We start from the raw sequence: 20,754 nt of genomic DNA on the forward strand, positions 1-20,754 counted from the left end.
ATGAGCGCAAGCCCTTCCGGGAAACCCTCCCGCGTCGGCGACACCCCCTTGGTGCGCCGCACCTTGATCACCCTGGTCCTCCTCGTTGGGGCCGTGCTCGTGCTGGCACCTTTGATCGTTATCTTCGCCCAAGCGTTCTCGCTGGGAGTGGGCGCCTTTGCTGCCACGATCGCTGAACCCGACACCCGGCACGCGATCATGCTCACCGTGATCGTCGCCCTGATCGCCGTGCCGGTGAACACAGCCTTTGGGTTGGCAGCCGCCTGGGCGGTGACCAAGTTCGACTTCCCCGGCAAGCGCTTGCTGATCGTGATCATCGAGATCCCGTTTTCGATCTCGCCCGTGGTGGCCGGTGTCGCTTATCTGTTCGTGTATGGCCTGCAAGGAGTGTTCGGGCCCGCCTTGGCCGACGCGAACATCCAGATCCTCTTCGCACTTCCGGGCATTGTGCTCGCCTCCATGTTCGTGACGGCGCCGTTTGTGGCGCGCGAGCTGATCCCCCTGATGCAGGCGCAGGGCAGGGATCTGGAGGAAGCCGCGACGTCGCTGGGTGCATCGGGCTGGCGCACCTTTTGGTCGGTGACGTTGCCCAACATCCGCTGGGCGCTGCTTTATGGCGTGGTGCTGTGCAATGCCCGCGTGATGGGCGAGTTCGGCGCCGTTTCCGTGGTTTCCGGCAACATCCGCGGCCAAACCAACACGCTGCCGCTCCATATCGAGCTGCTCTACCACGATTACCAGACCGCCGGGGCCTTTGCGGCCGCGTCCATCCTGACCGTTCTGGCGCTGGTGACCATCGTTGCCAAGGTTTTGCTTGAGCGGCAGGGCGCGGGGCGCCGCAGCCGCGTCAGCGTGGCAGCACCGGTCTTACTTGCTGAAGGACAACGTCCATGAAGATCCGCCTCGACAATGTGGTGAAGACCTTCGACACGTTTCGCGCGGTCCGCGGAGTGTCTCTGGAGGTCGCCAGCGGGGAACTGGTTGCGCTGCTTGGCCCTTCGGGCTCTGGAAAGACGACGATCCTGCGCATGATCGCCGGCCTGGAATATGCCGATGGCGGCGCGATCTATTTCGACGCCGAAGACGCCACTGCGATCTCTGTGCGCGACCGGGGCGTGGGCTTCGTGTTCCAGCACTACGCACTGTTTCCGCATATGACTGTTGCGGAAAACATCGCCTTTGGCATGAAGGTCTCGAAGGTGAAGCGCTCCAAGACAGCGATCGCCACGCGGGTCTCGGAGCTGTTGCAGCTCGTGCAGCTCGAAGGGCTTGCCGACCGGTTTCCCACCCAGATCTCGGGCGGTCAGCGGCAGCGCGTTGCTTTGGCGAGAGCGCTGGCGGTCGATCCCAAAGTGCTCCTGCTCGACGAGCCGTTCGGCGCCCTGGATGCTGCGGTTCGCCGCGATCTGCGCCTATGGTTGCGCGAGATCCAGGAACAGCTAGGCATCACCACGCTGTTTGTGACGCATGACCAGGAAGAAGCGCTTGATCTCGCCGATCGCGTGGTGATCCTGAACGACGGCGTGATCGTTCAGGAAGGTTCACCGCAGGACGTCACGCGCCGGCCGAACTCCGCCTTCGTGACGCGCTTCCTCGGCGACACGAACAGGCTGTTCGGCAGAGTGGCCGGGGGGCGGGCGGAGATCGACGGCCAGGCGATCGCGGCGCCGGGATTGGCGGATGGTGCAGCGGAAATTTATGTCCGGCCGGGTGACCTCGACTGGTCGCGGAGTGGCGAAGGCATGGCAGCGACCGTGACCCGCGTCATCGATCGGCCGGATAGCCGTCGCGTCCTGGCGCGGCTGGCCAACGGAGACGCCGTGGAACTTGACGTTTCGCCCGAAACGGATGTTGCGCGCGGTGACGCCGGCTTTCTTCATATCCGCCGCGCCAGCGTCTTTGCGGCGCCCCGCTGAATATTGCGGAAACCTTTCCGCAGTGTGCAGGAAACTCGATCGAAGTTAAGGACGCCGTTGCCGATCCGTATGACATTACCCGTCAGGACGCTGGCAGGGGGTTTTTGTCATGGCAACGCGGGTCGCTTTTCGGCATAACGACGCAGCAATTGCAGCAGCGATCGAAAGCCCTTCCGTGTTCTTCAAGCCAACCGACGACGTTTCGCCCAACACCTTCGCTTTTGAAACCATGCCGCTCGTGAAGGCCACCGGCTTTCGCGAATATGATGCGCGCTGGTGGTTCGGTCATCCTGCGAGCAACAAGGCGCCCGAACTGAACCTCATGGGCGTGCAGGCGCTCGGCATGGGGCTGGGCACCTTGATCCGCCGCAAGGGCGTGGCCCCCGGCATCGTGGTCGGACACGACTTCCGCTCTTATTCTATGGGCATCAAGATCGCGCTGACGCAAGGGTTGATGGCCGCCGGCGCCCAGGTGCACGACATCGGCTTGGCGCTGTCGCCAATGGCCTATTTCGCGCAATTCGCGCTTGATCTGCCTTCGGTTGCGATGGTCACGGCGTCGCACAACGAAAACGGCTGGACCGGCGTGAAGATGGGCTGCGAGCGGCCGCTGACCTTCGGGCCGGATGAGATGAGCGCGCTGAAGCAGATCGTGCTGGACGGCGACTTCGACCTTGTCGGAGGCGGCTCCTACCAGTTCGTCGAGAACTTCAGGCAGACCTATGTCGACGACCTTGTTGCCAACAAGCGGATCAAGCGCAAGCTCAAGGTCGTCGCTGCATGCGGCAATGGAACAGCCGGCGCATTCGCCCCGGAAGTGCTGGAACGGCTGGGCTGCGAGGTGGTGCCACTCGATACCGAGCTCGATTTCTCCTTCCCACGCTATAACCCAAACCCGGAGGACATGGAGATGCTCCATGCCATCCGCGACAAAGTTCTTGAAGTCGGCGCCAACGTCGGTCTTGGTTTCGATGGCGACGGCGACCGCTGCGGTGTCGTCGACAACGAGGGCAACGAGATCTTTGCTGACAAGGTCGGCGTCATGCTTGCCCGTGATATCGCTGGCCAGCACGGCGATGCGCAGTTCGTGGTTGATGTGAAGTCCACCGGACTGTTCATGACCGACGAAGACCTGAAGGCGAAGGGTGCCAGAACCGACTACTGGAAAACCGGCCATTCCTACATCAAGCGCCGGGTCAAGGAACTGAACGCCATCGCAGGCTTCGAAAAGTCGGGCCACTTCTTCTTCAATCCGCCGATCGGGCGCGGCTATGACGACGGCCTGATCACCGCGATTGCCGTTTGCGAGATGCTCGACCGCAATACCGACCAGTCCATGGCTGATCTTTACCGCGCCTTGCCGGTGACCTACGGCACGCCGACCATGTCGCCGCATTGCGACGACGACAAGAAATACGGCGTGGTGGAACGGGTCACTGCCGACTTCACCGACATGCGCGACCGCAAGGAAGCAATTGCTGGTCAGCAGATCGTGGATCTAGTGACGGTGAACGGCATCCGGGTCACGGCCGAAGATGGCACCTGGGGGCTGGTGCGCGCCTCATCCAACAAGCCGGAACTGGTGGTGGTGATCGAAAGTCCGGTGTCGTCGGAGCGCCGCCGCGCGATGTTCGAGGCCGTGGACGCCGTGTTGCGCAAGAACCCTGAAGTTGGTGCCTACAACCAGACCTTTTGACCGATCCGGTTATTCGTGGAGACAAACGGCAATGGATGCTAATCCAGCATTTCCTTTGGGAATGGAAACGAACGTGGCATCTGAGCGCATTGTAGGCTTCGTGATGAGCGGCGGCGTTGGTTCGCGCCTGTGGCCGCTGTCACGCGAAGACAACCCGAAGCAATTCCACGACCTGTCCGGCGGCGGCTCCATGCTGTTGAAGACAGTGAAGCGCTTGAAGGCGCGGCAAACCGGCGAAACTCCGGTTTACCTGATTGCATCCGAGCGCCATGCGGAGCGCGTGCGCAACGATCTGGCGCCGATCGACTTGGCTGGCGGCGCGGCGATCTTCGAGCCGATGGGCCGCAACACGGCGGCCGCGGTGGCTGTTGCCGCGCTGCGGGTTCTGGAACGCCACGACGATGCCCTGGCGCTGATCCTGCCGTCCGACCACGAGATTTCCACCGAAGCCGATTTCTGGGCAACCGTGGAAAGCGGCGTGCCCGCGGCGAAGGCCGGCAGCCTGGTTGTGTTCGGCGTCAAGCCGACGCAGCCGGAAACCGGCTATGGCTATATTGAAGCGCCGGGCGCCCCGGACAGCAATGTGGACGAGCCGCGCAAGGTTGCGCGTTTCGTGGAGAAGCCGGACCTCGAAACCGCCGAGCGCTATCTCGCCGACGGCTCATTTTATTGGAACGCAGGCATCTTCCTGTTCCGGGCGAGCGCCATGCGCGATGCTTTCGCGGCGCATGCGCCGGAAATCTGGGCCCGCGCCGAAGCATCGCTGAAGGCCGCCACAGAAGAGGTCAACGGCGTGTTCCTGCCGGCCGACCTTTATGCCGACGTACCGTCGGACTCGATCGACTACGCCGTGATGGAACGAGCGGCAGACATCACCATGGTGCCGGCGCGGTTCAAGTGGTCGGATCTTGGCTCCTGGCAATCGCTGCTGGAAGTGTCGCAAGCCGACGAGAAGGGCAATGTGAAGCTCGGCGACGTCATCGCCATCGATTGCGAGAACGCTTATTTCCGCTCCCACGGCCGCTTGCTGACCGCAATCGGCATGAAGGACGTGGCCGTGGTGTCCACGCTGGACGCGACCTTCGTTGCGCCGGTGACGCACTCGCAGCACGTCAAGAAGATCGTCGAGCAGCTGGAAAAAAGCGGCCGTCTCGAAACCCGCTTCACGCCCACGGAGGATCGCATCGTGGAAAGCGGCGCCTGGCGCAAGCGCGTGCGGCACTGGTTGTTCGAGGAAACACTGCCGCTCTGGTGCGAAAACGGCGTCGACCGCGTTCATGGCGGTTTTCATGAAGCGCTGACCTTCGACGGACGGCCGGTTCTGAAGAACAAGCGGGTGCGCACTCAAGCGCGCCAGATCTATGCCTTTGCCATGGCCAAGCAGCAGGGCTGGACAGGTGATGCCGACAAGCTGATTGCGCATGGCATCGAACATCTTGCGCTGAAAGCCCGCACGGTGCGTGGCGGCTTCGTTCGGACGCTTACGGTGGATGGCGCCGTGGCCGACCCGACCGAGGATGCCTACGATCATTCCTGCGTGCTTCTGGCGCTCGCCCATGCCCATGCCGCCGGAAACAAGGACGCGATGCGGCTGGGAGATGCCACCTTCGACTTCCTGGACGAGCATCTCGAGGATCACCGGCTCACCGGATTTCTGGAGACCTCGGAAGGCAAGGGGCTACGCCGCTCCAACCCGCATATGCACCTCCTGGAGGCGTTCCTCGCCTGGCACCAGGTCACGGGCAAGCGCGCTTACCTTCGCCGAGCCGCTCGCATCGTCGACCTGTTCCGCTCCAGCTTCTTCGATGCCGACACCTGGACGCTCGGCGAATATTTCGAAGACGATTGGAGCCGTGCGGTCGGCGAACAGGGTCAATGGACCGAGCCCGGCCACCATTTCGAATGGGCCTCGCTCCTGGTGGATTTCGCGAAGGCGAGCGGCCAAAAGGACCTGATCCCCTTCGGTCGCAAGCTTTACGCGTCAGCCGTGGCGAACGGGCTCAACCGGGCGACCGGCCTCGCTTATGGTGCGGTATCGCGGGCGGGCCTGCCGCTCGACCGCATGTCGCGCTCCTGGCCGCAGTCCGAAGCGATCAAGGCGGCGATTGCGCTGGACGCCACGGGCGGCCCGGATCTCAAGCCGGAAATCGAGCAGCGCGTCGGCCGCTTGTTCCGCTGGCATATCGACCCCGCGCCGACCGGCATGTGGATCGACCAGATCGACGAAAAGGGCAGGGCGTCGGCCACCGAAGTGCCGGCCAGCATCTTCTACCACCTCGTCAGTGCACTGACGCAGTATCTCGACCGGGTGGAATAGGTGGAGGCAGCAGAGCCTGCTCAATATGGGCTCTGCACGTCACCTGTTTCCACATACACTGACTTCAGCTGGGAATAATGGCCCAGAACGGCGAGGCCGTTTTCCCGACCGATGCCGGACGCTTTGGCGCCGCCGAACGGTAGCTCCACGGGGGTGAGGTTGTAGGCGTTGATCCAGCAGGTTCCTGCCTGCAATTGTCCCACAACCCGGTGCCCGCGGGAAAGGTCGCGGGTGAAAACACCGGCTGCAAGCCCGAACTCCGTGTTGTTGGCGCGCGTCACGACCTCGTCTTCCGTGTCGAAGGCAAGCACGCTCATCACGGGCCCGAAGATCTCTTCGCGCGCGATCCGCATCTCGTCGGTCACGCCGGTGAACACGGTCGGCTCGACGAAAAAGCCGTTCTCGAACCCCTGCATGGTCGGCGCGTTGCCGCCGGTGGCAAGCGTCGCGCCTTCGGACTTCCCGGCGGCGATATAGTCCATCACCTTGGCGTGCTGCGACTTGTTCATCAATGGTCCCATCTGGACATCGGGATCGAGCGGGTCGCCCATGCGGATCGCCTTCGTCCGCTCAACCAGGCGCGAAACAAAACGGTCGTGCACATTGCGCTGCACGAACACGCGTGTGCCGTTGGAGCAAACCTGGCCCGACGAATAGAAGTTGCCGAGCATGGCCCCGCCAATCGCGTTTTCGAGATCGGCGTCTTCAAACACGATCAGCGGCGACTTGCCGCCAAGCTCCATGGTTGCGTGCTTCATGTGCGAGCCCGCCAGGCCCATGACCTTCTTGCCGGTCGGCACAGAGCCCGTCAGCGAGACTTTTGCGGTGACGGGATGCGAAACAAGGGCGGCACCCACGTCGCCGAACCCTTGCACCACGTTGAACAAGCCGTCCGGCAGTCCGGCTTCGGTGTAGATCTCCGCCAGGGCAAGTGCCGACAAGGGCGTGTTTTCGGACGGCTTGAAAACAAAGGCGTTGCCCATGGCGAGCGCCGGGCCGGATTTCCAGGCCGCGATCTGGATCGGATAATTCCAGGCGCCAATGCCGACGCACACGCCGAGCGGCTCCCGCCGGGTGTAACCAAACGGGCCGCCGAGATCCACGAACTCGCCGTTGAAGGCCGCCACGGCGCCGGCGAAGAATTCCAGCGCGTCTGCGGCGGAGGCAGCATCGGCAACAAGCGTTTCCTGGATGGGCTTGCCCGTATCGAGCGTTTCGATGCGCGAAAGGTCTGCGTTGCGCTCCCGCAGAAGGTCGGCTGCACGGCGCAGGATGCGGCCGCGCTCCACCGGCTTCAGCCGCGCCCATTCGCCTTGTGCCGTGCGTGCTGCTTCCAGCGCAAGCTCCACGATGTTGGGCGTGGCCGCATGGAGCTTCGCGATCATCTCGCCGGTTGCGGGATAAATCACGTCCAGCACACTGCCCCCTTCATCTTCAACAAAGCGGCCGTTGATGTAGTGGGAAGCCTTCGGCTGGACGTTCATGAGCGAAACTCCTCGTTAAGTCAGGCCACCGGGCTGACGGGCGCTTGCAGGACCACGACGCGCGTGCCGTTCGGCACGCGACCGTGAAGGTCAATAATATCCTGGTTCAGGAGCCGAATGCAGCCGCTGGAAACGGCCTGGCCAATGGACCAGTCTTCTGTGGTTCCATGGATGCGGTAAAGCGTGTCGACCCCATTTTGGAACAGGTAAAGCGCGCGTGGGCCGAGCGGATTGGTGGGTCCCGGCTCCATGCCGCCGGCGAGCGGCCCATAGCGCTCCGGTTCGCGGGCGATCATGTCCTGCGTTGGCGTCCAGCGCGGCCACTCGCGCTTGTATTGCACGCGGGCGACGCCCTCAAAGGCAAGCCCGGCCTTTCCAACGCCGATCCCATAGCGGAGCGCGCGGCCGTTTTGGCCCACGAGGTAAAGGAAGCGCGCTTGCGTATCCACGACGATGGTGCCGATCGGCTCGGTCGTGAAGTAATCCACTTCCTGCCGATAGAATTGCGGATCGATCTTCGACAGGTCGGCGGCCGCAACGGGGTAAGGCTCACCCGGAACCGCTGCATACATCTGCTGGTAATAAGCGGGAACCGGCGGTCGCTCCGGCTTGATGGAGGTCGTTTGCGCCGAAGAAACGCAGCCCGCCGCAAAAGCGGGAAGGGACAAAACAAACAAGCGGCGCGTCATATGGGGCATGATCAAGAATTCCGTAGGCTGGTGCGGGTCGAAGGAGAAGTGCAATCATCCCCCTTAAGAATGTGCCGTCAGCATGCCGTTTCGGATGATCTCCCGTTCAACATGGCGTCATCGTAGGTTCCCGGCGCCCGCTGTGGCCCTCGCGACACGGTTTAACGGTCGCTCACTTGCCAGCGTGGGTTGATCCAGGGTTCCTGGTTGGACGGGGGGAGCGGTGTGCGGCCCAAAATGTGATCGGCTGCTTTTTCGCCCGTCATCAGGGAGGGACCATTCAGGTTCCCGTTCGTGACCCGCGGGAAAATCGAGCTGTCGGCCACATGCAGGTCATCGACGCCGATGACCCGGGTTTGCGGATCCACCACGGCATGAGGATCGTCTGCCCGGCCCATCCGGCAGGATCCGCAGGGATGATAGGCGCTTTCCGCATGTTCGCGGATGAAGGCATCGAGCTCAGCGTCGGTTTGCACCTCGGCACCGGGCGAAATCTCGCGACCGGCATAGGGTCGGAAAGCTTCCTGACCGAAGATCTCGCGGGTGAGGCGGACGCAATGGCGGAAATCCGCCCAATCTTCCTCATGCGCCATGTAGTTGAACAGGATCTTCGGCTTCACTGCCGGATCAGGCGAACGCAGCGTGATTGCGCCGCGCGAATTGGACCGCATGGGCCCGACATGGGCTTGGAAGCCATGGGCCTTCGCCACTGCCTTGCCGTCATAGCGCATGGCAGCCGGCAGAAAGTGATACTGGATGTCCGGGTAATCGACGCCCGCCTTGGAGCGGAGGAACGCAGCAGATTCGAAGTGGTTGGTGGCGCCCAGGCCCGTCTTGAACAACAGCCATTCAGCGCCAATCATGCCTTTGGCGACCCAGTTGAGCTTGGAATGCAGCGTGATGGGCTTCAGCGACTCCTGCTGGATGTATATTTCCAGATGGTCCTGCAGGTTCTTGCCCACGCCCGGCCGATCGGCGACGACCGTGATCCCGTGCTGGCGCAACTCTTCCGCGGGCCCGATCCCCGAAAGAAGCAAAAGCTTCGGCGAGTTGATTGACGAGGCGGCAAGCACGACCTTGCGTCGCGCGGTGATGATCTGGATCCCGCCGCGGCTCTCTATCTCGACGCCGGATGCGCGGTTGTTTTCAATCACCACCCGCCGGGCGAAACCCTTCACCAGCCGAACGTTGGGGCGCTTCAGCGCCGGGCGCAGATAAGCATTGGCGGAAGACCAGCGGCGACCCTGGTGGATCGTCTGTTCCATCGGGCCGAAGCCTTCCTGCTTGGAGCCGTTGTAGTCTTCGGTGGTTTCAAAACCTGCCTGTCGACCGGCTTCCACAAAGGCGTGGTAAAGCGGGTTGCTGCGCGGGCCCCGGCGGACATGCATCGGCCCATCGGTGCCGCGCCAACCTTCCTCGCCGCCATGGCTTGTTTCCATGCGCTTGAAGTATGGAAGAACATCCGCGAAGGCCCAGCCGGTGGCACCCGCTTCCGACCAGTGGTCGAAGTCCCTCGCATGACCGCGCACATACACCATGCCGTTGATGGAAGAGGAACCGCCAACCACCTTGCCGCGCGGCGTGGCAAGAATCCGCCCGCCCAGATTTGGCTCCGGTTCCGTGGAAAAGCCCCAGTCGTATCGAGCCATGTTCATGGGGATCGACAGCGCCGAGGGCATCTGGATGAGCGGCCCGGCATCCGTGCCACCGAACTCGATCACGATCACCGAGTTCTTGCCGTCTTCCGACAGGCGATAAGCCAGGGCCGAGCCGGCGGAGCCGGAGCCAACCACAACGAAATCGGCTTCGAGGCTCATCGTGCGCGCAAACTGTCGTAGCTGACCATGACGTGCTCGGCATAAGCCGGCCGGGCGGCCAGGCGATCGTAATAGGCGCGCAGCTTCGGTGTGTCGGCGCGGTCGAAGTCCATGTCGAAGTAGCGAAACAGATAGGTACCGAGCACCATGTCGGCGAAGCTGACGTCCCCGCCGCCGTAAAAGCCCTCAGCCGGCACGCCGCTTTCGAAGATCGCGGCGACTCCCTTGAGCTTCTCGATATTAGCCGACAGCGCTTGCGGCTGCCGGTCCTTCAGGGGTTGGGTGATCATCGGCCAAAAAACGCCTCCGAGGAAGGCTGGCACAAAGGTGGTCTTGATCCATTCAGCCCACTTGTCGGCAATCGCACGCTTTGCCGGATCCACTGGCCAGAACTGGTCGTCGCCGTAGCGGGCGCCCAGATAGCGGACAATGGCCGCGCTTTCCCACAGCACCAGCTCGCCGTCTTCGATCACCGGCACGAAGCCGTTCGGGTTCATCGACTTGAACGCTGGCGTATCGTTGCCGCCGAACGCGCCGCCAACATCGAGCCGGCTGAAGGGTAAACCCATTTCGGTCAGCGTCCAGACCACCATCTGGACATTCGAGGAGGTTGCACGGCCATGGAGGGTGATCATGTCATTCGCCTCGCGGAAAGCGCTTGTTCTCTTCGAGAACGTTGAGGTCCATGTGGTTGCGCATGTAACGCTCCGACGCCTTCTGCAGCGGCTGGTATTCCCAGGGATAATAAGCGCCGTTGCGAAGTGCCGGATAAACCACCCAGCGCCGGGCCTGGCTGGCGCGAACATCGGCGTCGAAGCGCGCCATGTCCCAGCGCGCGCGTACGAAGGCGGTGAAGCGGGCCACCGTTTCAGCATGCGCGGGATCGGCGGCAAAGTTGGTGAGTTCGAGCGGATCCGCGTGGAGATCAAAGAGTTGCGGCGGATCTATTTCGCAATGAACGAACTTGAAGCGACCGTCGCGAACGGCAACCATCGGCGCTTCAGATCCTTCCGCAGCGTATTCCATGAGCACCGGCTCGGTTCGATCCTCGCCGTTCACCAAAGGCATCAGGGACTGACCGTCCGTCCAGGGTGCGATACCTGAGAGGTCGAGGCCGGCGAGATCCGCGAGCGTGGGCAGGATGTCGAGGTTGGACACCGGCGTGTCGATCAAACCAGGCGCAACATCCTGTCCGGCGATCATCAGCGGCACGCGGGCCGAACCCTCGTAGAAGCACATCTTGAACCAGAGACCACGCTCTCCCAGCATGTCGCCGTGGTCGGAGCAGAACAAAATCAGCGTGTTGTCGGCCATGCGGGTGCGTTCCAGAACCGACATCAGCTCGCCGACCTTGTCGTCGAGATAGGAGATGTTGGCGAAATAGCCGCGGCGCGAGCGCCGGATGTCTTCGTCCGAAACGTTGAAGCTCGGATAATCGCTGGCTCGATAAAGCCTCTGCGAGTGAGGGTCCTGCTCCTCGAAGGGAATGTATCCGACCTCCGGCTTCAGATGGGCGCAGTCTTCGTAAAGGTCCCAATACTGCTTGCGCGCGACATAAGGGTCGTGTGGATGGGTAAAGGACACCGTCAGGCACCACGGTCGACGACCCGGATCGTCCGACACGCGGGCAAACTCGTAGAGCTTCTGGCAGGCATGGAAGCAGACCTCGTCGTCATACTCCATCTGATTGGTGATCTCGGCGACGCCCGCGCCGGTCACCGAACCCAGATTGTGGTACCACCAGTCGATCCGCTCCCCTGGCTTGCGGTAATCTGGCGTCCAACCGAAGTCGGCGGGGTAGATGTCGGTGGTCAGCCGCTCTTCGAAGCCGTGCATCTGGTCCGGACCGACGAAATGCATCTTGCCGGAAAGGGCCGTGTGATAGCCGGCAGCGCGCAGGTGATGGGCGTAGGTGGGCACGGAGGATGGGAATTCGGCGGCATTGTCGTAAACACCGGTGCGCGAGGGCAATTGACCGCTCATGAAGGCGGCGCGACCGGGGGCACAAAGCGGTGAGGCCGTGTAGTTGTTGCGGAACCGCGCCGAGCGCGCCGCCAGGGCCTTGAGGTTCGGCGCGTGAAGGAAATCCGCAGGACCATCCGGGAACAAGGTCCCGTTCAGCTGGTCAACCATGATGATGAGGATGTTCGGCTTCGTCATGGTCATTCCCGGGGAAGCTTGGCGGACAGGTAATCTTCCACCAGGGCAATGGCGGAAGCGGCGTCGGGCAATCCGTCCTTCAAGGCGCGGCGGATGTAGAGACCGTCGATCAGGGCCGCGACGCCTTCAGCAACAAGGGCGGCTTCGGGGCGCGGCAGCAATGCGCACAGGCCGCTCATGAGATTGGAATGAAGCCGCCGCGCGTAGATCCGCAGCAAGCGGCGCAAAGGCTCCGTGCGCTGCGCTTCAACATAGAAGGCAAGCCACGATGCGATGATTTCGCTGCGGAACTGCTTGGGTGAGAAGTTCACCTCGATGATCGCGGACACGCGGCCGCGCGGGGTTTCGGCCGAGGCGAGCGCTGCGCGGGCATCAGCCCCGAGTTCAGTCAGGATGTGACGCATCGCAGCCTGGAGCAGGTCGTCCTTGCCGCCGAAATAATGATGCGCAAGAGCCGACGATACGCCGGCACGACCGGCGATCTCCGACATGGTGACATCAAGAGACCCGCTGTCGCCGATCGCTTCGATGGTAGCATCGATCAGCGCACGACGACGAACAGGTTCCATTCCGAGCTTGGGCATCGCTCGGATCTAAAGTTTATTGACTGATCAATCAAGCGGCCTCGGAGTCGAAATAGTCAGCGGGTTCATAGCGCCGGCGCAGCCCTTCGCTGAGGATGCGGCCGGGCCATAGCCGAACGGCGCCGAAGGCTGGAACGAGGATCAGCCCCTTCTGCAGGTCGATGCCGCCGACCAGACCAAGGAACTGGATCTCGAGCAGTCGCGGACCCACTGCCGCACCGACATAGCCATAGGCGCTGAAGGCGAGGGCCTGCTGTTCGGCCTGCCAGCGCAACGTTACGCGCGGGTGGAAGTCACGGCCGATCGCCGTAACTGGCATGCGGCCGATCTCAGGTGCTGCGCGAAGCACATGGGCCACGAAGGAGTTCGAGTTTGGTCCCGGCCATGCGCAATAGGACCCTTGGGCGGCGAAGGGATAAGAGGCGATGGCCGCATCCACCAGCGGGATCAGTCGGGCGGCCGCCGCCCCCTCGATCGCATGCTCCACCACGGGCATGTTGGAAAACCACAGGCCATCGGCCGGAAAGCCGTTTTTCCAGATGACATCGCCCCAGCCCATCTTGTCGTAGCGTTCATAGACGTGGCTGCCGGCGCGCCGGATAACGATCCAGGAATGGGAGGCAAGCGCGCCTTTCAAGCCGGACGTGCGGGCGCTGAGGACATAAACCGCAGCCGAGCTCTGGTGCGCGGGATCCGGTAGCAGGCCGGTCGCACGGCAATCCTCCCCGTCCCAATACTGCCATTGTGAACGCTGGCACCACCACAGGATCCGCAAGCCCGCGGGAACAAGGAAGAAGAGCAGCAGAAGAAGAAGCAGCGTCAGCATGGCGGGCCTTGAAAAGGACTCAGCGGGTTAGCTTTTGCTGTTGTTGTTTCTCATCGCTCCTTGATGAACTGATGAACCTTCCATGATGGTCCGATGACGATCGGCCCCAATTTGTTGCAATGCAGCAACTCAGCGGAAGATCGAGGCTTCCACCCGCCCGAAGCCCGGTATTTTCAGGGCCGGCTGAACCAAGTCGATTCCTGCTACGACGCCCAGGAAATGAACCTCGAAGCCGCTGGTCCAACCCGCGGCAAAGCCCACGAAACCGCCAAGCGTGACATGGAGGTCGCGGGTCTGCGGCGTCCAGCGGATATCGAAGACCCCCGGAGCGAAATCACGCCCCGTCGCGTTCGGCGGCATGCGCGCGCCGATCTCCGGCACTTCGCGCAGCACCCACGCCACGAAGGAGTTCGAGTTCGGACCGGGCCACACCACGTAATCGCCGGCGCGGGCATAAGGATAGGCGTCGACGGCTGCTTCCACGCGAGGGATCAGGGCCTCGGCTTGCGCTCCAACAACGGCGTGCATGATCACCGGCTCGTTGGAATACCAGCGGCCATCGGCAGGATAGCCGTTGCGGCGCACGGGGCTGCCCCAGCCCACAACGTCGAAGCGGTTGTATCGCGACGCGCCCTTTTCCTTGGTGACGATCCAGCTGTGGACGGAGATGGCTCCCTTCAGCCCGCCGAGTCTTGCTGCCATCACGTAAACGGCGGCTTCGTCCGTGTCGGTGACCACCGGCAGAACGCCGCTCGCCGACCAGTCCGCCGATCGCCAGGAGTTCGGCCGCTCCTGCAACATCCACCAGACGGTGGTGGCGGCAGTCGGCACGATGAACACAAGCAGGATGAAAAGAAGGACGGCTTTCAGAAGAGCCATACAGCGGGTAAACCTCAAACGGCGGGAACAGCATTTATGTAGGAATGATCGCGGCCGCGCGCGATCACATTGGTGAGACCATGACGAACCCTGTTCTGGCTGAAGTGCTCCGCGGCGAAGAGGTGGAAAGCCGCCATCGCGGCTCCCTGGTGGTCTGCGATGCAGCCGGCGGCGTGGTGCTGGCAGTGGGCGATGTGGAAGGGCGGGTGTTTCCCCGTTCAGCCGTGAAATCGATCCAGGCGCTGCCGCTGGTGGAAAGCGGCGCCGCAGATGCGTTTGGCTTCACAAACAAGGAACTCGCCCTGGCCTGCGCTTCGCATAACGGGGAGCCGGAACATGCCGCCCGGGCGCAAAGCATGCTGGAGAAAGCAGGCCTGGGCGAAGCAGATCTCGAATGCGGCACCCATTGGCCGAGCCGTCAGAACACGGCGCTGGATCTGGCGAAGGGCGGCAAACATCCAAACCAGCTGCACAACAACTGTTCCGGCAAGCACTCCGGCTTTCTTTGCACCTGCGCTCACCAGCACATCGCGCCGCGCGGCTACGTGACGGCGGAACACCGGTTGCAGGAGATCGTGCGCGACGCGATGGAAAGCGTGACCGGCGCGAAACACGACGCGGCGCATCGAGGCATCGATGGCTGCTCCATTCCGACTTACGCGGTGCCCCTGAAGAGTTTGGCAAGGGGTTTTGCCCGCATGGCAACCGGTGAGGGCCTGGAGCCCCATCGCGCTGCCGCCGCACGGCGCTTGTTCGCGGCCTGCATGGCCGAGCCATTCTTTGTTGCCGGAACGGATCGGGCCGACACGGCGATCATGCGAGCGGGCGAGGGGCGCGTGATGGTGAAGATCGGCGCGGAAGGCGTTTACTGCGGTGCGGTTCCGGAGCTTGGGCTGGGCTTTGCGCTGAAATGCGAGGACGGCGCCAGTCGTGCCGCCGAAGCAATCGTGGCGCGGCTCCTGGTCATCCTGATGCGCGGCGACGAAGCCTTCGCGGAGCGCTTCGAACAAATCGCCAATCCCATCTTCACGAACTGGAACGGCCTTGTTGTGGGCGGCGTGCGGACGCCGGAGGCCTTCGCCTAGAGCACCTGATTGCCGGAAACCCGGAGGTTGGCAAAGGGCTGCTCCTCCCCTGTGGCGAGATCTCCGGTGGCACGTTCCGTCCAGCGGTGGCCGATGATCGACCCGTTGCGTGCGCCCGAAATCACGTTGTCCGTCACCACCGCGCTTCCCGTTCCTTCCACAACGGTCACCGAGATCCCGATCCCCGCCTCCCGGATGACGTTGTTGCTCGCAACGACGTTGCGCATGAACTCGCCCCAGCCGAGATGGATCCCGAACAAGGGCGCGTTTTCAACGACATTGCCGGTGACCACCGTGTCCGCTTCAACGGCAATGCCGGTGCCGAAGCCAGGCGGATCGCTGGGGTAAGGGCCGGTGGAGCGCAGATTGCGGACGATGTTGCCGGTTACCGTTGCCAGGCGGCCGCCTTCGTTGAAGTTGACCACGGAAATGCCGTTGGCGGCGCCGTCGACCAGGTTGGATCCGATCACCGCGCCGTCGAACTGGAACTCGGCGTAAAGCCCGGTTTCCCCGGACCGCAAGCAACTGTTGCCGGTGATCACGGCGTTTGATCCGCCATTGGAGCGGATCGCGGAAAAGGCGCAATCCGCGATCTTGTTGTTCGAAACCGTGACTGTGTGCGCTCGAAACAGATTGATGCCGTTGCCAACCTGCCCAGTGCCGCCGCTTCGGGCGCCGATACGGGAGATGCGGTTTTCCGAAACGATGGTTCCGTCTTCGCCGGGTTCCCAGCGATGCACGAGAATGCCCCCATCTCCGCAATCGGCAACTGTGTTGCCGGCGATCGACAGCCCACGCGCTTGAACCGAATAGATCGCGTGCTCGGCAGCGCCGGTGATCGTGCAATCCTCCACGCGGCCGGCAGCACTTTCAAGCGCCAGGCCGCTCTTGGCGCTGTTGAGGATGACGCAACGGGTGATCGCCACCTCCGCTGGGCGACGAAGGTCGATCAGCGCCCGGCTGGCTTCGCCGAGCGGGGTGTTCGCGCCATCAAAGGTGAGCCCCGTGAGTTCCACATGCTCGGTGTCTTCACCCGTCACCATCGCGCCGCCGCCTGAAAAGATCAGGCGGGTCGCGCCTGGAACGCCGGTGATGCGGGTCCGGCGGGGCAAAACGAGGTTCGAAACGGCGTAGGTGCCAGCCGGCAGATAAACGACCTCGCTGCGCTCGGATGCCTCCTCAAGAAGGCGCTGCAGCTCTTGGCTGGATCCTGCCGCAGCTCCGCCGTCAAGCCCGCCGCGCAGCTGGGTTTGAGCCTGGACGAATGCGGGTGCCGTGGTAAAGGCCAAGCCGGCGGTGAGAAGGGCGCGTCGGTTGAGCATTGGTTCACGGCCTCATCGGGGCAAGAGGGTCAGGCTTTCAATCAGCTGACATTTGTCCCTGAAGAAGGTTGCGAGTCCGTCTTCATCGATCGTTCCGTCGGCGGCAAATGTCACCAAGTGGATCGGTCTTCTGGTGCTGTCTCAAGGCTGTAGCCGTTGCAGAGCGGCTTCCATCTGCCTGTCGAAGTGCGTCTGGTCGTACGTCACTGCATCGACCCAAGTTATAACAACCATCTAACGTGGATGCATCTCTTGCAGTTACTAACTCACGCCAGCAGCGCATCCATCAGCCGGTCTGCCGCATCGGGAATCACGGTGCCGGGCGGAAAGATCTCGCTGGCGCCAGCCTGCCGGACGGCGTCGAAGTCCTGCGGTGGGATCACGCCGCCGGCCACGATGATCATGTCCTCGCGTCCGAGACGGTGCAGCGCTTCCTTGAGCTCGGGGATCAGCGTCAGGTGACCGGCGGCCAGCGATGAGGCGCCGACGATGTGGACATCGCGTTCCACGGCGAGCTTGGCAATCTCTTCCGGCGTTTGGAACATCGCGCCGACGGTGACGTCGAAGCCGAGATCGCCGAAGGCGGTCGCGATCACCTTCTGGCCACGATCATGGCCGTCCTGGCCCATCTTGGCGACGAGGATGCGCGGCTTTTCGCCGGTCTTCTTTTCGAACTGCTCGACCTTGCCTTGCACGCGATCCACGGTCGGGTTCTGGCCGATCTCCTTCCGGTATACGCCCGAAATCGTTTGCACGACGGCAGCATGGCGGCCGAAGGTTTTCTCCAGTGCGAGCGAAATCTCGCCAACTGTCGCTTTGGCGCGGGCGGCGCGGACCGCGAATTCAAGCAGGTTGCCGTCGCCTTCCGACGCCTTGGTCAGCGCATCAAGCGCTTCTTCCACGGCCTGCACATCGCGGGTGCCCTTCAGCTGCTGCAGCTTGGAAAGCTGGCGGGCGCGCACTTCGGCATTGTCGATCTTGAGGACGTCGACCTCGATGTCGGTTTCGGGCTGAAAGACGTTGACGCCGACGAGCGGCTGTTCGCCGGAATCGATGCGCGCCTGGGTGCGGGCGGCGGCTTCCTCGATGCGCAGCTTAGGAATGCCGCGTTCCACCGCATTGGCCATGCCGCCAAGTGTTTCAACTTCGTCGATGTGGGCGAGGGCCTTGCGCACGAGCTCGTGGGTCAGACGCTCCACATAGGCCGAACCACCCCATGGATCGATGACACGGGTGGTGCCGGATTCCTTCTGCAGCAGAAGCTGGGTGTTGCGAGCAATGCGCGCGGAGTGATCGGTAGGCAGCGCCAGCGCCTCGTCGAAGGCGTTGGTATGGAGCGATTGCGTGTGCCCCTGCGTGGCCGCCATCCCCTCGATCATGGTGCGCATGATGTTGTTGTAGGGGTCCTGCGCCGTCAGAGACCAGCCGGAGGTCTGGCAATGGGTGCGCAACGACAGCGAGCGCTGGTCCTTGGGCTGGAAGTTCTTTTGCATGAGGGCTGCCCAGATCAGGCGGGCGGCACGCATCTTGGCGACTTCCATGAAGAAGTTCATGCCTATGGCCCAGAAGAAGGAAAGGCGCGGCGCGAAATGGTCGATGTCGAGGCCGGCCGCGACGCCTGCGCGAGCATATTCAATGCCGTCGGCGATGGTGTAGGCGAGTTCCAGGTCGGCCGTCGCACCGGCTTCCTGCATGTGGTAGCCGGAGATCGAGATCGAGTTGAACTTCGGCATGTTCTTCGACGTGTAGGCGAAGATGTCCGAAATGATCCTGAGCGACGGCTTCGGCGGGTAGATATAGGTGTTGCGGACCATGAACTCCTTGAGGATGTCGTTCTGGATGGTCCCGGACAGATCCTTTTGCGCGACGCCCTGTTCCTCGGCGGCCACGATGAACAGGGCCATGATCGGCAGCACAGCGCCATTCATCGTCATCGACACAGACATCTTGTCGAGCGGAATGCCGTCGAAAAGCTGACGCATGTCCAAAATGGAATCGATCGCGACGCCCGCCATGCCGACATCACCCGCAACCCGCGGATGATCCGAATCGTAGCCGCGGTGGGTTGCCAGGTCGAAGGCAACCGACAAGCCTTTTTGGCCGGCTGCGAGGTTGCGTCGATAAAAGGCGTTGGACTCTTCCGCCGTCGAGAAGCCCGCATATTGCCGAACCGTCCAAGGCTGCTGGACATACATCGTTGGGTAGGGGCCTCGAATGAAGGGCGCGATACCCGGCACCGTGTCGAGGTAGGAAAGATTGACCACATCCGCCGACGAGTAGGCATGGTTGACGCGAATGCCTTCCGGCGTGGCCCAGGGATCACCGGCAACATCGATCGTGCCTGCGGTCTTCGGCGCGTGCCAGGCTTCTTTCGTGAAATCAGGAATCATGCTGTAGCTCCTGCAAGGCGATCAAGAAAGATCGGGGTCAGCTTCTGGCAGAAAACAGCGCCATCTTCTGGTGCGGCGCGTGTTTCGGCGCGGATCACCTGCACCGGGCGCTCCGTCTTGTTGGGATAAAGGGTCGTGCCAATCACGTCGCGCTTGCCGCCGCGGATGGCTTCGCCGCGAGCCTGCGCCATGGCCCCGATCCGCGCCTGGAGTTTGCCGGCTTGGAGGCTCTTGAGGATGCCGCCTTCGGCTTCGATGCGCTGGAACTCACCCCAGGCCGCCGCACAGAGTTCGTGGGTCAAAGCCTCGATAGCACCGGATCCCGCCGCAGGGTCGACCACGAAATCGAGCTTGCTTTCGCCGGCAAGGATGATCTGCGTGTTGCGCGCAATTCGACGGGCAAAGGCTTCCGGCAAACCATGGGTGATCGTGTGCGGGAGGATAGACACGCTGTCGGCGCCGCCCACGCCGGCTGCGAAAGCAGCGATCGTGGTGCGCAGGATGTTGGTTTCGCAATCCTTGAAGGCCATCATCCGGTAGGACGTTTCGGTATGGATCTTTGCCGGAACGGGCTGGACGCCGGACAACTCCTGCACGCGCGTCCAAAGCAAACGCAGCGCGCGGATCTTCGCGATCGACAGGAGCTGGTCCTGGTCCACCGACACGGCAAAACCGAGATGCGGCACAGAATGCTGCAGCGGCTGGCGGCTGGCTTCAAACATCCTCAGATGCGACACGGCCGCGGCCACCATGGCGCCGAGTTCCTGCGCTTCGGATGCACCAGCGTTGTGGTACACGCGCCCATCAGCCTCGATCAAAACGGCCGGCACGCCCATGGCGAAGAAGTGGGCGAGCGAGGTCGGCATGGACGCTTCCAGCGCTTCGATCGACATGCGCAGCCGGCCTGTGCCGCCGAAAAGGGCGGCCGGATCGATCCCGAGCGCGATGTCGAGCTTGGCTGGATCGGCCGATTTGCGGGTGAGGTAGTCCACCAGCCAGTCAACGGACATGCGGCTTTGCGGATGCACGTCGATTCTCAGGTGCACCCTGTTGAGGGCGACGCCCTCCAAGACGGCGGCCAACGCTTCCGGCGTCCCGGGCAGGCCATAGCCGAAGGCATTGGGGGCACCCTCGAACACGAGGGCAAGACCAGTCGCGCCTTGCTCCAGATCATCCAGAGCTTGCCGGTTGGCGCGGGCAGGATCGACATCGTCAATACGCTGTACGAAGCTCCAGGGCTTCAAGGGATTGCACCGCGGGACGAAAAGAGGGTCCGCACGACGGTAAAGCGGCTCGATTCGCAGGCCGTCATCCGTGTGGGAAACCAGTGTTTCCTCGAAGTCGGCGCCTTTCAGCGCCTTTTCGGCCACCGCTCGCCAAGCATCCATATCGGCCTGGGGGAACTGTGCGTCCTTGATCGAGCCGTATTCCATCCTCAACCCCGCATGTTGGAAGCTTCTGGAAAACTAGGGCGTGCCGGGCGATGCCGCAATCGCACAGCCGCTTTCCGTCAGCCAACCGAATATTTGTTAGGTTGTCTTTGGCGCCGCCTTGCGCGGCTGGCAAGAGGGAATCACGGGCATGGCTCG

General features: G+C 62.8%; 16 protein-coding genes. 5 read left to right on the forward strand and 11 right to left on the reverse strand.

Features of this window, described 5'->3' with window-relative positions; all coding sequences use genetic code 11:
* The 4 genes from cysW to J5Y06_RS09330 all read left to right on the forward strand — a co-directional run bounded on the left by cysW (position 1) and on the right by J5Y06_RS09330 (position 5,929).
* Positions 1-894 (forward strand): sulfate ABC transporter permease subunit CysW, encoded by an 894-nt coding sequence (gene cysW, locus J5Y06_RS09315; protein ID WP_209334853.1) that lies wholly within the window; start codon positions 1-3, stop codon positions 892-894.
* A complete protein-coding gene (locus J5Y06_RS09320) occupies positions 891-1,916 on the forward strand; it encodes a sulfate/molybdate ABC transporter ATP-binding protein (RefSeq protein ID WP_209334854.1) in 1,026 nt (341 codons plus the stop codon). Before cysW ends, J5Y06_RS09320 begins: the two co-directional genes overlap by 4 nt.
* A 229-nt stretch (positions 1,917-2,145) precedes the next feature.
* Positions 2,146-3,612 (forward strand): phosphomannomutase/phosphoglucomutase, encoded by a 1,467-nt coding sequence (locus J5Y06_RS09325; protein ID WP_245247759.1) that lies wholly within the window; start codon positions 2,146-2,148, stop codon positions 3,610-3,612.
* A 103-nt stretch (positions 3,613-3,715) separates the two neighbouring features.
* On the forward strand, positions 3,716-5,929 hold the full coding sequence (locus tag J5Y06_RS09330) for an AGE family epimerase/isomerase (RefSeq protein WP_209335115.1): 2,214 nt from the start codon (positions 3,716-3,718) through the stop codon (positions 5,927-5,929).
* 20 nt (positions 5,930-5,949) lie between these two features.
* Here the strand turns inward: J5Y06_RS09330 and betB are convergent, their stop codons facing one another.
* From betB to J5Y06_RS09370, 8 genes are all read right to left on the reverse strand, one after another.
* Entirely contained in the window at positions 5,950-7,413 is a 1,464-nt protein-coding gene (betB, locus tag J5Y06_RS09335; protein ID WP_209334856.1) for a betaine-aldehyde dehydrogenase, read from the reverse strand.
* 20 nt (positions 7,414-7,433) lie between these two features.
* The gene (locus tag J5Y06_RS09340) at positions 7,434-8,111 is read right to left on the reverse strand and encodes a L,D-transpeptidase (protein ID WP_209334857.1); all 678 of its coding nucleotides are present in this window, start codon (positions 8,109-8,111) and stop codon (positions 7,434-7,436) included.
* 152 nt (positions 8,112-8,263) lie between these two features.
* Positions 8,264-9,919 (reverse strand): choline dehydrogenase, encoded by a 1,656-nt coding sequence (gene betA, locus J5Y06_RS09345; protein ID WP_209334858.1) that lies wholly within the window; start codon positions 9,917-9,919, stop codon positions 8,264-8,266.
* On the reverse strand, positions 9,916-10,554 hold the full coding sequence (locus J5Y06_RS09350) for a glutathione S-transferase family protein (protein ID WP_209334859.1): 639 nt from the start codon (positions 10,552-10,554) through the stop codon (positions 9,916-9,918). Before J5Y06_RS09350 ends, betA begins: the two co-directional genes overlap by 4 nt.
* A gap of 1 nt (position 10,555) precedes the next feature.
* Positions 10,556-12,085, reverse strand: a complete 1,530-nt coding sequence (gene betC / locus J5Y06_RS09355; RefSeq protein ID WP_209334860.1) for a choline-sulfatase — start codon at positions 12,083-12,085, stop codon at positions 10,556-10,558.
* Positions 12,082-12,663 (reverse strand): transcriptional regulator BetI, encoded by a 582-nt coding sequence (gene betI / locus J5Y06_RS09360; RefSeq protein WP_209334861.1) that lies wholly within the window; start codon positions 12,661-12,663, stop codon positions 12,082-12,084. The genes betC and betI overlap by 4 nt, the downstream gene beginning before the upstream one ends.
* A 31-nt stretch (positions 12,664-12,694) precedes the next feature.
* Positions 12,695-13,489, reverse strand: a complete 795-nt coding sequence (locus J5Y06_RS09365) for a DUF3750 domain-containing protein (protein ID WP_209334862.1) — start codon at positions 13,487-13,489, stop codon at positions 12,695-12,697.
* Between the two features lie 129 nt (positions 13,490-13,618).
* On the reverse strand, positions 13,619-14,368 hold the full coding sequence (locus tag J5Y06_RS09370; RefSeq protein WP_209334863.1) for a DUF3750 domain-containing protein: 750 nt from the start codon (positions 14,366-14,368) through the stop codon (positions 13,619-13,621).
* 80 nt (positions 14,369-14,448) lie between these two features.
* On the opposite strand from J5Y06_RS09370, the gene J5Y06_RS09375 reads away from it, so the two are divergent.
* Positions 14,449-15,453 carry an asparaginase gene (locus tag J5Y06_RS09375; RefSeq protein WP_209334864.1) on the forward strand — a complete coding sequence of 335 codons (1,005 nt, stop codon included), beginning with the start codon at positions 14,449-14,451 and terminating at the stop codon, positions 15,451-15,453.
* Here the strand turns inward: J5Y06_RS09375 and J5Y06_RS09380 are convergent.
* The 3 genes from J5Y06_RS09380 to J5Y06_RS09390 all read right to left on the reverse strand — a co-directional run bounded on the left by J5Y06_RS09380 (position 15,450) and on the right by J5Y06_RS09390 (position 20,598).
* Positions 15,450-16,775, reverse strand: a complete 1,326-nt coding sequence (locus J5Y06_RS09380; RefSeq protein ID WP_209334865.1) for a TIGR03808 family TAT-translocated repetitive protein — start codon at positions 16,773-16,775, stop codon at positions 15,450-15,452. The genes J5Y06_RS09375 and J5Y06_RS09380 overlap by 4 nt on opposite strands.
* Before the next feature lie 266 nt (positions 16,776-17,041).
* A complete protein-coding gene (gene scpA, locus J5Y06_RS09385; protein WP_209334866.1) occupies positions 17,042-19,165 on the reverse strand; it encodes a methylmalonyl-CoA mutase in 2,124 nt (707 codons plus the stop codon).
* Positions 19,162-20,598 (reverse strand): methylmalonyl-CoA mutase family protein, encoded by a 1,437-nt coding sequence (locus J5Y06_RS09390; RefSeq protein WP_209334867.1) that lies wholly within the window; start codon positions 20,596-20,598, stop codon positions 19,162-19,164. Before J5Y06_RS09390 ends, scpA begins: the two co-directional genes overlap by 4 nt.
* Positions 20,599-20,754: the final 156 nt, after the last annotated feature.

The sequence above is a fragment of the Tianweitania sediminis genome (assembly GCF_017813335.1).
In the GTDB taxonomy this organism is placed as follows: Bacteria; Pseudomonadota; Alphaproteobacteria; order Rhizobiales; family Rhizobiaceae; genus Tianweitania; species Tianweitania sediminis.